This window comes from Microbacterium meiriae, assembly GCF_032364335.1.
GTDB lineage: Bacteria > Actinomycetota > Actinomycetes > Actinomycetales > Microbacteriaceae > Microbacterium > Microbacterium meiriae.
Map to the genome: position 1 here is coordinate 2,672,251 of NZ_CP133984.1, position 13,440 is coordinate 2,685,690.

Below are 13,440 nucleotides of genomic sequence, written 5' to 3' on the forward strand. Positions count from 1 at the left end.
AGAAGGACGAGGGTCGGGTCGGCACCTCTCCGTGCCACTGTGCAAGCGTAATGGCGGTGGCGCGCGCGGGGTAACCCCGGACCGGTATCAGAGCAGCTCGGCGGTCTGCCTGGCGATCTGCAGCTCCTCGTCGGTGGGGACGACGAGGACCGTCACGGCGGACGCATCCGTGGAGATGACACGGATGCCGCGCTCCTTCGCCTCGTTGCGGGTGGCATCGATCTCGATCCCCGCGAAGCCGAGCGTCGCCATCGCCGCTGCCCGCACAGGGGCCGCGTTCTCGCCCACGCCGGCGGTGAAGGACACGACGTCGACCCCGCCGAGCTGAGCGATGTAGGCGCCGGCGTAGGCCCGGAGACGGTGGACGTACACGTCGAAAGCGAGTGTCGCGGCCTCTTCGCCCGCAGCGACCCCGGCGAGGATGTCGCGCATGTCGCTGCGACCGGCGAGGCCGGCCAGCCCGCTGCGGGTGTTCAGGAGCGCGTCGAGGTCGTCGATCGTGTAGCCGGCACGGCGCGACAGGTGCACGAGGGCGGCCGGATCGAGGTCGCCCGAGCGCGTCCCCATGACGAGCCCCTCGAGCGGGGTGAGTCCCATCGACGTCTCCACCGAGCGGCCGCCGTCGATCGCGGTGACCGAGGCGCCGTTGCCGAGGTGGAACACGAGCTGCCGCAGGGAGCCGAGATCGCGCCCGAGGAAACGCGCGGCGGCCGCGCTGACGTACTGGTGGCTCGTGCCGTGGAAGCCGTATCGACGGACCCGGTGCGCGGCGGCGAGCTGCGCGTCGATCGCGTAGGTGTAAGCCGCGGGCGGGAGCGTCTGATGGAACGCCGTGTCGAAGACCGCGACGTGCGGGACGTCGGCGAACACGGCGCGGGCCGCCCGGATGCCGGCGAGGTTCGCGGGGTTGTGCAGCGGCGCCAGCACGGCGAGCTCGTCGATCTGCCGCTCGACGTCGGAATCGATCAGGGTCGGCGCGTAGAAGCGCGCCCCACCGTGCACGACCCGATGCCCCACCGCGACCGGCGGATGGGCATCGAGCGAAGGACCGTGCGCGGCGAACTGCGCGCGCATGACCTCGAAGGCCGCAGCGTGGTCGGGGATGGGCTGCTCGTCGCGGTAGGTGGCGTCGAGCATCGTGGCCGACGGTCCGTCACCCGGCTCCGGGCGCACGGTGTGGGCGACAGGGCTGGACTCCTGTCCGATGCGCTCGATGAGCCCGGTGGCGAGTTCGTCCTCGTGCGCGGTGTCGATGAGGCTGTACTTCAGCGAGGACGACCCGCTGTTGATGACGAGGATCGCGCTCACGCCCCCTCCCCCGATCGCTCGTCGCCCTGGGCCTGGATCGCCGTGATGGCCACCGTGTTCACGATGTCGTCGACGAGCGCACCGCGGGACAGGTCGTTGATGGGCTTGTTGAGTCCCTGGAGCACTGGACCGATGGCCACGGCGCCGGCGGAGCGCTGCACCGCCTTGTAGGTGTTGTTGCCGGTGTTGAGGTCGGGGAAGACGAACACGGTCGCCCGCCCCGCCACCGCCGAGTCCGGCAGCTTGGCCTTGGCGACCGCCGCGTCGGCGGCGGCGTCGTACTGGATGGGGCCCTCCACCAGAAGTTCGGGAGCGCGCTCGCGCACGAGTGCCGTCGCCGCCCTGACCTTGTCGACGTCGGCTCCCGACCCGGACTCACCGGTGGAGTACGACAGCATCGCCACGCGGGGGTCGATGCCGAACTGCCGGGCGGTGGTGGCGGACGAGATCGCGATGTCGGCGAGCTGCTCGGCCGTGGGATCGGGGATGACCGCGCAGTCGCCGTACACGAGCACGCGGTCGGCGAGGGCCATGAGGAACACGCTGGAGACGACGTTCACACCCGGCTTCGTCTTGATGATCTCGAAGGACGGACGGATCGTGTGCGCCGTGGTGTGCGCGGCACCGGAGACCATGCCGTCGGCGAGTCCGAGGTGCACCATCATCGTCCCGAAGTAGGAGACGTCCGTGACGGTGTCGGCGGCCTGCGCGAGGGTGATCCCCTTGTGGGCGCGCAACCGGGCGTACTCGGCGGCGAAGCGCTCCACGAGGGCCGGGTCGGTGGGGCTCACCACGTGCGCACCGGCGATGTCGAGGCCGAGCTCCGCCGCCCGCGCACGGATCGCGCCGTCGTCGCCGAGGATGGTGAGCTCCGCCACCTCACGGGACAGCAGCGCCGCCGCCGCGCGGAGGATGCGGTCGTCGTCGCCCTCGGGGAGGACGATGTGGCGGCGGTCGGACCGCGCGCGTTCCATCAGTCCGTACTGGAACATGAGCGGCGTGACGACGTGCGACTCGGCGAGCCCGAGCTGCTCGGTGAGCTCGGCCACGTCGACATGCGCCTGGAAGAGCCCGAGTGCCCGGTCGTAGCGACCGCGCGAGTCGGCGGAGATGCGGCCGCGGGTGCCCATCACCCGTACCGCCGTGTCGTAGGTGCCGAGGTCGGTCGTGATGATCGGCACAGAGGAGGCGAAGCCGTCGAGCAGCTGGAGGATCGGTTCGGGCAGGGGGAAGGGACCGTTGAGGATGATCCCGGCGATCCGCGGGAACGTGCCGGAGGAGTCGGCGAGGAGGGCGGCGAGCAGCACCTCGGTGCGGTCGGCGGGGATCACGACGACGGCCTCGTCGGTGAGACGCGGCAGGACGTTCACCATCGACATCCCGGCCACGACGATGGACAGCGCGACCGCGGTCAGGCGATCCTCGTCGCCCTTGAGCAGCGTCCCGTCGACGGCGGAGACGATGCCGCGGATGGACGGTGCGACGAGCGCGCGGTCCTCGGGCAGCGCCCAGACCGGGGTGCCGGCGGGCAGGACGGCGCGCACCGCGTCGACGATGGCATCGAGCCCGTCCGGGTCGGCCCTGTTCACGGCCACCGCGAACAGTTCCGCGCGCTCCTCGGCGAGTTCCGGCAGCGCGAGGGCGGCGATCTGGCCGACGGCGGCGGGCACCCGCGCGGTCGTGGTGCCGAGCTGCTCGGCCTGCCGCTGCTGGTCGCGCCCGCTCAGCACGAGCAGGACGGGGGCGCCGAGGTTCGCCGCGATCCGGGCGTTGAAGCCGAGCTCGGCCGGGCTCGCGACGTCGGTGTAGTCGCTGCCGACGATCACCACCGCGTCGCACTGCGCCTCGACGGCCTTGAAGCGGGCGACGATGGTCGACAGCGCGCCCTCCGGATCGGCGCGCACATCGTCGTAGGTGACGCCGATGCAGTCCTCGTAGTCGAGCTGGACGCCGTCATGGGCGAGCAGCAGCTCAAGGATCTCGTCGCGCTCCGCGACCGCCCGGGCGATCGGGCGGAAGACCCCGACGCGCGGCGACACGCGCATCAGCGCGTCGAGCGCCCCGAGGGCGATCGTCGACTTCCCGGTGTGGCCTTCGGCCGAGGTGATGTAGATGCTCCGCGACACGGCTCCAGCTTAGGCGGGCACCCCGACACCGCACCCCACAGCTGCCGTGACAAACGCGGGCGTCACTCGCACGGGCCGGAGAGCACGTCGACGACCGCCGTCGCGTCCTCCTGATACCGCGTGTAGTAGTCCCGATCGGTGTTCACCTGCACCCGGTGGATGGCATGCGAGGGCGCCATCGACGGCCAGTCGGGCACGCGTCCGAGGCGCTCGAAGAACAACCGGGCGGCGGTGGCCGGATCCATCCGCTGCTCCACGCTCCCCCACCAGTCCTGCTGCTGGAAGAGGCCGATGCTCGTCGTGCGCGAACCGTCCGGATTGGTCCACCCGCGCGTCTCCCAGTCGCCGTAGTCGATGTTGCGCAGGCTGCTCTCGCCCATCGCGGTCATGACGCCGAGGATCTGGCCGTCCCGCGCGAACCCGAGCTCGTCGGCGGTGCGGATGATGGTCGCGGCGTTCTCGAGCTGTTCACCGCTCCATCCGGCCACCCCCGCCTGGGGGAAGGTCGACGGCCGGTCGAGGCAGACCGGCGCCGGATCCCTCGCCAGCCCCAGCGGGATGAGCACGAGCAGCGCCGCCACCGCGGCCACCACGGCAGCCGACACGGCGACGCGTCGCAGGATCCGCTTCCGTTGTGCGCGCCGGGCGGCCCGACGGCGAGCCTCACGGCGTCGGCGGTTGGCCGCCTCGCGCGTCGCGGCGGGCCGCCTGGTCGGCGTGGACCTCTTCGCCGTCGTCCCTCCCGTGCGCGGAGCGGTCATCGTCCGACGGCGCGGCGGTGGTCGGGACGGCGTCCGGCGAGCGCGGCCGCACCGCCTCCGATGGCGCCGAAGAGGTGCCCCTGCCAGGACACGCCGTCCGCCACTCCGAACACCCCGGCCAGCATGGTGCCGCCGTAGAGGCCGATCACGACGACGGCGATCACCGCGTAGAGGATGCGATGCGCCACCCGGCCCGGGGCGAACACCCGCATCACCACGTAGCCGAAGTAGCCGAACACGAGTCCGGAGGCGCCGACCGTCAGCGTGCCGGGCGCGTTCACGAGCCAGGTCCCGAGCCCGCCGACGACCGCGACGATCACGGTGACCGCCCAGAATCGGCGCGTGCCCTCGACGGCCACCAGGCAGCCCAGCACGAGGAACGGGACGGAGTTCGCGATCAGATGCGCCCAGCTCGCGTGCAGCAGCGGCGCGAACACGATCCCGAGCAGCCCGGCGGGATCCCACGAGCGGATGCCGAGGCCGCTGAACGAGCCCGGCAGCACGGCGTCCGCGAACTGCACCGCCCACATCGCCGCGAGCAGCAGCACGGGCGACGCGAATCGCCGCAGCGGATGCTCGGGTCTGGCCGGCGGAGGAACGGTCACCGCTCGATTGTCGCAGGAGCACCCTGGGGCCGGCTGGACGCGGGCAAAAGAAAAGACCCTCCGCGCACCCAGCAGAGCCCGGTTACCCTTGCTGCGTTTCCGCCCTGGGGGAATTGGCCTGGATGCCGCCACGCGGAGAGCCGTCGTCCACTCTACCCGACGCCGACCGGCGCGATGACACACCGCACTCTTTGAGAGACTGTGCAGGTCATGGATCCGCTCGCCCACCCGCTCTCGTCGTGGCGGTTCCGCGGACCGCTGCGCACGTACCAGGCCGAGGTGCTGGAGCGCATCGAGGTCGGCTCCGACGAGAAGATGCACGTCGTCGCACCGCCGGGTTCCGGCAAGACCCTGCTCGGACTGCTGCTCGCCGCGCGGGAGGGACACCGCACGCTCGTCCTGACTCCGACGCTCACCATCCGCCAGCAATGGCTCCGGGAGGCGCGGAAGCTCGCCCCCGAGGACGACGCCGTCTCGGACGATCCGCGGCGGCTCGGAGACCTCACCGTGCTGACCTACCAACTCCTCAGCGTCACCGGCGACGGTTCGCCGTTCGAGGAGCTGGCGCGTCATCGGTGGATCGCCGAGCTCGCCGAGACCGATCGGTCCGAGGCCGATGCGGCGACCTGGCTCGCCACACTCGAGGTCGACAACCCCGACCGCTACCGCTCAGGACTGCGGCGGCGGGTACGTCGGGTGCGCCGCTCGTTCTCGCAGCAGCGCCCGGAGGAGCTGGCCCGGGTGCTGCACCCCAACGCCGTGGCGCTCATCGACGCGATCGTCGCCGCCGGAGTGCGCACGATCGTCCTGGACGAGTGCCATCACCTGCTCGACCACTGGGCGCTGGTCGTCGCCTACCTGGCGGCGCGCATCCGGGCCGCGGGATCGCCCCCGGTCCTGATCGGCCTGACGGCGACGCTCCCCTCCCCCGACGACGGTGTCGAGTACGAGAACTACACGCGCCTGCTCGGAGACGTGGACTACGAGGTGCCCGCCCCCGCGGTGGTGAAGGAGGGCCACCTCGCGCCCTATCGGGACTCGATCTGGTTCACCCAGCCGGACCCGACCGAGGCCGCCTTCATCCGCCGGCACGAAGCCCTGCTGGCGGATCTCGTCGGGCAGGTGCTGTCCTCGCCGGACGGCGTGGCGTATCTGGAGGCGACGTTGCAGCCGGAGCCGGCGGCGGGCTCCGTGCCACCGACGGGGACGGACGACCCCGACATCGCGCGGCGGGCACGGCTGGAGCACGCGCTCTCCACGGACTTCACCCTCACCCGGGCCGCCGGAGTCGTCCTCAAGACGGTGGCGCCGTGGCACCCGCTCGGCGCGCTCCTGCCGCCGGTGCTGTTCGGCCGCTGCACGACCGACGACCTCCTCACCGTCCTCACCCGTTTCGCGCAGACGCGCCTGCTCACCGACCCCACCGCCCTGCGCCAATGGGAGCACGTGCGCGGAGCTCTCGCGGATTTCGGCCTGCACCTCACCGATCGGGGGCTGCGACGCGGCCGGGACCCGGTGGAGACCACACTGACGTCTTCGGTGGCGAAGGACCGCGCAGCCGTGGACATCCTGCGCCGCGAGCTGAGCGGAGAGGCCGGCGCCCAGATGCGGGCGGTGGTCGTGACCGACTTCGTCGAGCACGGGAGCCGCCGCGGGCTCACCGGGCAGCCCGCCGGCGCACTCCGCGTCTTCGACCTCCTGGCCGCCGACGAGGTGACAGGGACGCTGCGTCCGGTGCTGCTGACCGCCCATCATCTGCGGGTGCGGGCCGTCGATGCCGCCGACCTCGCGGAGCAGCTGTCCGCGGTGCTCGGGGACGAGGTGACGGTCGTCGACGGAGCAGGAGGCGCGCGGGATCTCCGCGTCGCCGAGGCCGGACGGGGCCAGGTCGTCGCGGCCGTCTCGGAGCTGATCCGACGCGGCACCGTGCGGGTGCTCGTCGGCACCCGAGGACTCCTCGGCGAGGGGTGGGACTGCCCGTCGGTGAACACGCTGATCGATCTGACCGCGGTGGCGACGAGCACCGGCACCCAGCAGCTCCGGGGGCGCACCCTGCGTCTCGACCCCGCATGGCCGGAGAAGGTGGCGCACAACTGGTCGGTGGCGTGCGTCATCCCCGCGTCCGTCGACCTGGACAGCCCCGCCGAGACGCAGCGCCTGCGACGACGACACGGACACCTCTGGGGGCTCAGCGCCGACGACGGCACCCGGATCGTCTCGGGACTGGACCACGCGCTCCCCTCCGCCGCGATCGCCGCACTCGACGCCGTCCTCGAGAAGGTCCCCGGCGCCACGATCGAGAGGATCAACGAGGAGACGCTCTCGCGGCTCCCCACCCGCGCCCGGACCAGAGCGGACTGGCGGATCGGCGAGCCTCACGACTCCCGGGAGCGCGACGTGGTCTCCGTCCGCACGACGCCGGAGGCCCGCCTGCTGCGGACGGGACCGACCCTCGCCGCTGCCGTGCCCCTGACATTCGGATTCAGCGCGACCGGCATCGCCCTCGGAACGGCGGCGTTGGGGGCGATCGGCGCAGTCTCCCTCCCGCTGGAGGCGGGCGTCACCGTCGCGGCGCTCGGCGGCGTGCTGGCGACCGCTGTGGTGTGCGGGTCCAGCGTGCTGCGCGCGTTGCACCGCCTCCGTGACCCCGCTGCTCTGTACGGCGGCGCCGCGCTGGCCATCGCCCGGTCCCTCCACGACGCCGGACGGGTGGGGCCCTTCGATGCCTCGACCGTCCGGGTGCGCAACCGCTCCGCCGCCGACTTCTGGATCGAGATCGCCGGACCGCGGAGCGACCGCGCACTGATCGCCGACGCCCTGCAGGAGCTGTTCGCCGTGGCCGAGAGCCCGCGCTTCCTCCTGCGGGTCGACCAAGGGATCTTCGGCCGGCCCGGTCCCGTGCTCGACCGCATCCGCTCGATCGTCGACCGCGCCGTCCCCGGTCGTCGTCTGCTGCCGGTTCCCGCAGCGCTCTCGCGCCGCCGAGCCGACGCCGAGGCTTTCGCCGCGCGGTGGCGGGAGACGGTCGGGCAGTGCGAGCTCCACGAACTCCGGGGGACGACGGGTCTCGCGCTGCTCCAGGTCGCCCGCCTCACCCCTGCGCTGCTCGACCCCGCGGAGCCGCGGTACCGGATCTGGGGCTGACGGCCGACCCTGCCGTCCCCGCAGACCGGCCAGCCCGACATGGTCCCGCAGGCCGTGCGGAGCGTACGATCGATGCACGCGCATCGTTGCGCCGGACGAGAGGGAACGCATGCCAGAGAACGCCCCCCTGAGCCCGGTCGCGATCGACGCCGACGGATTCGCCGCACAGACGGCGGCCATCCTCGGCTCGATCAGCCAGGTGATCGACGGGAAGCCCGAGGCCGTGCGCAGCGCCCTCGTCTGCCTGCTCGCCGAAGGCCATCTGCTCATCGAGGACGTGCCCGGGGTCGGGAAGACCATGCTGGCGCGCGCCCTCGCCGCCACCGTCGATGCCACCGTCCGGCGCATCCAGTTCACCCCGGATCTCCTTCCCGGCGACGTGACGGGCGTGTCCGTCTACAACCCCGTCGACCGCGAGTTCGAGTTCAAACGCGGCGCCATCTTCGCGAACATCGTCATCGCCGACGAGATCAACCGCTCGTCCCCCAAGACCCAGTCGGCGCTGCTGGAGGCCATGGAGGAGGGGCAGGTCACGGTCGACGGCTCCACCCACCGGCTGCCCGATCCGTTCCTCGTGGTCGCCACGCAGAACCCGCTGGAGATGGAGGGCACGTACGCGCTCCCCGAGGCGCAGCGCGACCGCTTCATGATGCGCATCTCGATGGGCTACCCCGATCCCGCGGCCGAGGCCCTCATGCTCCGGCAGCGCGACGTCGTGAATCCGCTGGCGACCGTCACCCCCGTCGCGGACGCCGCCGCGATCTCCCAGCTCATCGCGTGGGCGCGCGCCGTGCACGTGGCGCCCGCCCTCGAGGAGTACGCCGTCTCCCTCGCCCAGGCGACGCGGAACGACCCCAGCCTGCACCTCGGCGCCAGCCCGCGGGCCACGCTGCAGCTCGTCCGCGCCGCGAAGGTCTGGGCCGCGCTGGACGGCCGCGACTACGTCATCCCGGACGACATCACCGACCTGCTGATCCCCGTGTTCGCGCACCGGCTGCTCCCCGCCCGCGGGGCCCACCGTGCCGGCGCGCAGCCGGTCGAGGCCGCACTCACCCAGATCGCCGAGCGCGTCCGCGTCCCCGTCGCGACCCGCTCCTGAGGACGCGATCATGCGCCGACGTCGACTGCTCACGCCGCGCGGCACCGGTGCGCTCGTCGCCGCGCTCGGGTGCGTGATCGCGGCCAACGTCCTCGGCGCCAGGATCCTCCTGTATCTCGGGATCCTGCTGGCTGCGCTCACGCTGTTCGCCGCCCTCGCCGTGCGTCTCCCGCGACGCTCCGGAACGGTCAGCCGACAGATCTCGACCGACCTGCTCACGGTCTCGGAGACCTCGCGGGTGACGGTCCGCTTCACGCTGCGCGCCCTCCGGGTCCCGCACGGGCTCTGGCACGACGTCCTCCCCACCGCGGTCGCCGGCGACTCGGGGGGCGAGTATCCCGGGGACACACCCCAGCTGAACTACCTCATCACCGGCGTCCGCCGGGGTGTCTGGCCGCTGGGCCCCCTCCTGCTGCGCACCGTCGACCCGTTCGGTCTCGCCCAGCGCGAGCAGGCCTTCGGCGACACGCGCACCATCACGGTCGTGCCGGAGGTCTTCGCGCTCACCCCGCTCGCCGTGCGGATCGGCGCCGCGGGCGGGACCGCGCACACCTCGTCCACCCGCCTGGGCCAGGGCAGCGACAACCTCTCCCCCCGCGGCTACGCACCGGGTGACTCGATGCGACGCATCCACTGGAGGGCGACGGCGCACCGCGGCGAACTCATGGTCCGGCAGGAGGAGGAGGAGTCGAGCCCCGACGCGGTCGTCGTGCTCGACCGCGCCGCCGGCGGCTGGACCACGGGGACCGATGCCGTCGACCCGGCATTCGAGGCCGCGGTCTCCCTGTGCGCGTCCGCCGCCGTGCACCTCGCTGCGGAGGGGTACAGCGTCGACGTGCTGGACAGCGCCGGCACGCTCCTCGGCGTGCTCCGCGGACACGAGGACGACAGGGACGGCCTGCTGGTCGCCCTGGCGATGGTGACGCCGCGCGGCGAGAGGCGCGACCTCGCCGCGCTCCTGGGCGGGACACCGCCGGGGCCGCTCGTCTACGTGACTGGTCGGCTGGACGAGGAGGACGCCGCGCTCCTGCGTCCGGCGGGGGCCGCAGCACCGCTGCTGTTCAGCACCGATCCGCTCCCAGGAACGGAGGACGCCGCCCGCCAGCACGGCTGGACCGTGACCCGGCTCGGCGTCGACGTCGCGGATGCCTGGGACGACGCGCTGTCGGCGCGGACGGGAGCCGCCGATGTTCCGCGCTGAGCGCACGCGACCCGCCCCCGTGCCCGCCGACACCCGCGCACGCTGGCATCGTGACCGGGAGGAGCCGCCGTCCGGTGTCCTCGCTCCGGCGGCCCTCGCCGGCCTCGCGGCCCTCACGGCGCTGTGGCCGTTCACCGCCGTCATCGCTCCGGGGACCTGGTCGTTCGTCACGACCGTCGTCATCATCGCGGTCGTGGGGGTCGGCGCGCTCGTGCGTCATCTCCTGCGCGGGCGTTCGGAGGGTATCGCCGGGCTGCTCGCCCTTGTGGCGCAGGTCATCGTGGCGGTCGGCGTCCTCACGCTGCTCCTCGCCGGAGGCACCGCGATCGCGGGGGTCGTGCCGACGCCCCGCACCTTCGGCCTGTTCCAGGCCCTCGCCTCCGCCGCGGCGGAGGAGATCGTCTTCGGTTCGGCCCCGCTGGAGGCCTCCCCGGGGCTTGCGGCCGCCCTCGGAGCGGGCTTCGCGGTCGTCGCGATCCTGCTCGATCTCCTGATCGCGAGTCGCTCCGCCGTGCTCACGACCGTTCTGCTGGGCGTCACCGGTGCGGTGCCCATGATCATCACCCTGGGTGCCCCGAATGTGGCCTGGTTCGCCCTCGCGGCGGTCGTGGCGCTCCTCGTGTTCCGCTTCACTGCACGTCGGCATCCGGAGTCACCGCGCCGCGCGTCGGCCGGCGTCGCGGTCGCCGTCGGTGCCGCCGCCCTCGCGACCACCCTCGTCGTGACGCCGCTGCTCCCGGTCGGCTCGACCATCACCGGCACCGGGGTCGGCGTGACCGTCGATGCCTCGCTACGGCTGGGCGACGATCTGCGGCAGCCGAGTCCGGTCGAGGTGCTGACGGTGGCCGCGAAGACCGACACCGCCCCGTATCTCCGCCTCACGACGCTCTCCCGGTTCGACGGCCGCGTCTGGCAGCCGGATCGCGGGGACCTGCAGTCTCAGGTCGACGGCTTCGGGGATCCGGAGTGGGGGGACGACATCACCACCGCAGAGCAGACGACCTCGATCCGGGTGCTGCGCATGTCGAGCTCCTGGCTCCCGCTGCCGTATCCGGCCACGGAAGTGCAGGGTCTGAGCGCCGCGTGGCGCGTGTCGCCCGAGAACCGCACCCTCTTCTCCCGCCGCGCCGATGCGGTCGGCAACGACTACACGGTCACCTCGCTCCGCGTGACGCCGACCCTGGAGCAGATCCGCGCCGCGGAGGCCGCCCCGCCCCTCGCGGACGCGGAGGACGAGGACGTCGAGCTTCCGGGGATCATCTCCCGGCTGGCGACGGAGGTCACCGCGGACGAGGAGACCGACTACGACCGCCTCGTCGCCCTGCAGAACTGGTTCCGGTCGCAGTTCGAGTACTCGCTGGAGACGCCGGTCGACGAGGGGTTCGACGGGACCGGCGCGGACGCGGTGGCACGATTCCTCGAAGAGCGGTCCGGATACTGCGTGCACTTCGCCGGCTCCTTCGCCCTCATGGCCGAGAGCCTCGGCATGCAGGTGCGCATCGTGGTGGGCTACCTCCCCGGGTCCCTCACGGACGAGAAGCGCGGAGACGAGTCGATCTTCTCGGTGTCGAGCGATCAGCTGCATTCCTGGCCCGAGGTGCTGTTCCCCGGGATCGGCTGGGTGCCGTTCGAGCCGACCGCCTCGCTCGGCGTCCCCACGGCCTTCCGGGCGGGCACGACCGCAGGCGGGACCGGCGGAGGCCCCGCCACTCCTGCGCCGACGACCGCACCCCAGACGGAGGAGACCTCCGGCCCCGAGGTCGATCGGCGGGATGCCGATGCCGGCTCGACGGACTCCGGAGAGCTGCGCCGGCTGGACCCGACGCCGGTGGTCCTCACCGTGCTCGGCATCGTGGCGCTCCTCCTCCTTCCCGCGCTCGTCCGGCTCGTCGAGCGGCGCCTCCGGATGCGCCGTGCCGCTCGCGGAGACGCCGCCGCGGCCTGGGCGGAACTGCGCGACACCCTGATCGATCTCCGGATCGCGGTCTCGGATGCGGACAGTCCGCGGATGCGGGCCGCCGGTCTCGTCAGGGATGCGGGAGCCGACGAGGCTGCGCTGGGGCGGCTCATCGCGGCAGTGGAGCGCGCCAACTACGCCCGCGCGTCCGCGGCGGAGGACGACCTCGGCGCGCCCTTGCAGTCCGTGCTCGCCAGTCTCCGCGCGCATGTCGACGGGTCGACGCGGGCACGCGCACTGCTGCTGCCGCGGTCGCTCTACGCTCCGCGCGGATCAGACGCCCGGCTCCTGGTGTGACCGTCGTCGTCGCGCCGCTCAGGCCCGCGTCGGCACGGTGGCCGCATGCGCGGGGCACGCGACGGCCTCGCAGTCCGCGCAGACGACGGACTGCACGCGGCACGACGGGTCAGGGCAGTTGGCGGTGCGCTTGGTCGCCGCGCCGCATCCCACGCACACACCGATGACCCGCGCGTGGTCCGAGAAGTCGACGGATCCACGCCCGTCGAAGACGTAGAGCGATCCGTCCCAGAGGCCGTCGTCGCCGAAGGTCTCCCCGTAGCGGACGATGCCGCCCTCCAGCTGATACACCTCGCCGAAGCCGCGGGCGACCATGAGACTCGACAGCACCTCGCAGCGGATGCCGCCGGTGCAGTACGTGACGACGGGCTTGCCCTTCAGGTCGTCGTAGGTGCCGGAGTCGAGCAGGCGCACGAAGTCCCTGGTGGTCTCCGTATCCGGCACGACGGCGCCGCGGAAGCGTCCGATCTCGGCCTCCAGCGCGTTCCGTCCGTCGAAGAACACGACCTCGTCCCCGCGCTCGGCGACCAGGGCGTGCAGCTGTTCGGGGGTGAGCCGCACGCCCCCGCCGACGACGCCGTCCGCGTCGACCCGCAGCTCGTCCGGGGCCCCGAACGACACGATCTCGTCGCGCACCTTCACACTCAACTTCGGGAAGTCGAGGCTGCGACCCGACGCGTCGAGCCCGGTGCCCTCGCTCCACTTGATGTCGGCGTCGCGGAAGGGCGCATAGGAGCGGAATGACCGCACCCATTTCTTCAGCACCGGGAGGTCGCCGCCGAGAGTGCCGTTGATGCCCTGCGACGAGATCAGCAGCCGACCGCGCAGCCCCAGCGCCTCGCCGAGATCGCGCTGCCAGACGCGGATGGCCTCCGGGTCGGCGAGCGGGGTGAACGCGTAGAAGAGGAGGATCTTGGGGGTGGCCACCCAGGAATCCTACGT

At 72.5% G+C, this 13,440-nt stretch carries 9 protein-coding genes and 1 other RNA gene; 4 read left to right on the plus strand and 6 right to left on the minus strand.

All coding sequences use genetic code 11. From position 1 onward, the window contains the following. Positions 1–87: 87 nt before the first annotated feature. The 5 genes from RI211_RS12925 to ffs form a co-directional block, all read right to left on the minus strand. Positions 88–1,308, minus strand: coding sequence for an acetate/propionate family kinase (locus tag RI211_RS12925; protein ID WP_315637842.1), 1,221 nt, complete (start codon positions 1,306–1,308; stop codon positions 88–90). Beyond that, positions 1,305–3,434 (minus strand): phosphate acetyltransferase, encoded by a 2,130-nt coding sequence (gene pta, locus RI211_RS12930; RefSeq protein WP_315637841.1) that lies wholly within the window; start codon positions 3,432–3,434, stop codon positions 1,305–1,307. Before pta ends, RI211_RS12925 begins: the two co-directional genes overlap by 4 nt. Positions 3,435–3,496: 62 nt before the next feature. After that, positions 3,497–4,039, minus strand: a complete 543-nt coding sequence (locus tag RI211_RS12935) for a hypothetical protein (protein ID WP_315637840.1) — start codon at positions 4,037–4,039, stop codon at positions 3,497–3,499. Between the two features lie 152 nt (positions 4,040–4,191). Further along, the gene (locus RI211_RS12940) at positions 4,192–4,800 is read right to left on the minus strand and encodes a rhomboid family intramembrane serine protease (RefSeq protein ID WP_315637839.1); all 609 of its coding nucleotides are present in this window, start codon (positions 4,798–4,800) and stop codon (positions 4,192–4,194) included. A gap of 48 nt (positions 4,801–4,848) precedes the next feature. Beyond that, positions 4,849–4,945, minus strand: an RNA gene (gene ffs / locus RI211_RS12945) — signal recognition particle sRNA small type. A gap of 65 nt (positions 4,946–5,010) precedes the next feature. Here ffs and RI211_RS12950 point away from each other — a divergent pair. The 4 genes from RI211_RS12950 (at position 5,011) to RI211_RS12965 (ending at position 12,498) form a co-directional block, all read left to right on the plus strand. After that, a complete protein-coding gene (locus RI211_RS12950; protein WP_315637838.1) occupies positions 5,011–7,944 on the plus strand; it encodes a DEAD/DEAH box helicase family protein in 2,934 nt (977 codons plus the stop codon). A gap of 109 nt (positions 7,945–8,053) precedes the next feature. Next, a complete protein-coding gene (locus RI211_RS12955) occupies positions 8,054–9,043 on the plus strand; it encodes an AAA family ATPase (protein ID WP_315637837.1) in 990 nt (329 codons plus the stop codon). Between the two features lie 10 nt (positions 9,044–9,053). Continuing rightward, the gene (locus tag RI211_RS12960) at positions 9,054–10,244 is read left to right on the plus strand and encodes a DUF58 domain-containing protein (RefSeq protein WP_315637836.1); all 1,191 of its coding nucleotides are present in this window, start codon (positions 9,054–9,056) and stop codon (positions 10,242–10,244) included. Beyond that, complete coding sequence (locus RI211_RS12965) at positions 10,231–12,498, plus strand: transglutaminase TgpA family protein (RefSeq protein WP_315637835.1); 2,268 nt, start codon at positions 10,231–10,233, stop codon at positions 12,496–12,498. Before RI211_RS12960 ends, RI211_RS12965 begins: the two co-directional genes overlap by 14 nt. Before the next feature lie 18 nt (positions 12,499–12,516). Here the strand turns inward: RI211_RS12965 and trhO are convergent, their stop codons facing one another. Further along, positions 12,517–13,425, minus strand: a complete 909-nt coding sequence (trhO, locus tag RI211_RS12970) for an oxygen-dependent tRNA uridine(34) hydroxylase TrhO (RefSeq protein WP_280568585.1) — start codon at positions 13,423–13,425, stop codon at positions 12,517–12,519. Positions 13,426–13,440 lie beyond the last annotated feature (15 nt).

What these genes read in the sequence shown, in the direction of transcription:
- RI211_RS12950 (WP_315637838.1), top strand. Translation starts at nt 5,011, where the DNA reads ATGGATCCGCTCGCCCACCCGCTCTCGTCGTGGCGGTTCCGCGGACCG.
- RI211_RS12955 (WP_315637837.1), top strand. Translation starts at nt 8,054, where the DNA reads ATGCCAGAGAACGCCCCCCTGAGCCCGGTCGCGATCGACGCCGACGGA.
- RI211_RS12960 (WP_315637836.1), top strand. Translation starts at nt 9,054, where the DNA reads ATGCGCCGACGTCGACTGCTCACGCCGCGCGGCACCGGTGCGCTCGTC.
- RI211_RS12965 (WP_315637835.1), top strand. Translation starts at nt 10,231, where the DNA reads ATGTTCCGCGCTGAGCGCACGCGACCCGCCCCCGTGCCCGCCGACACC.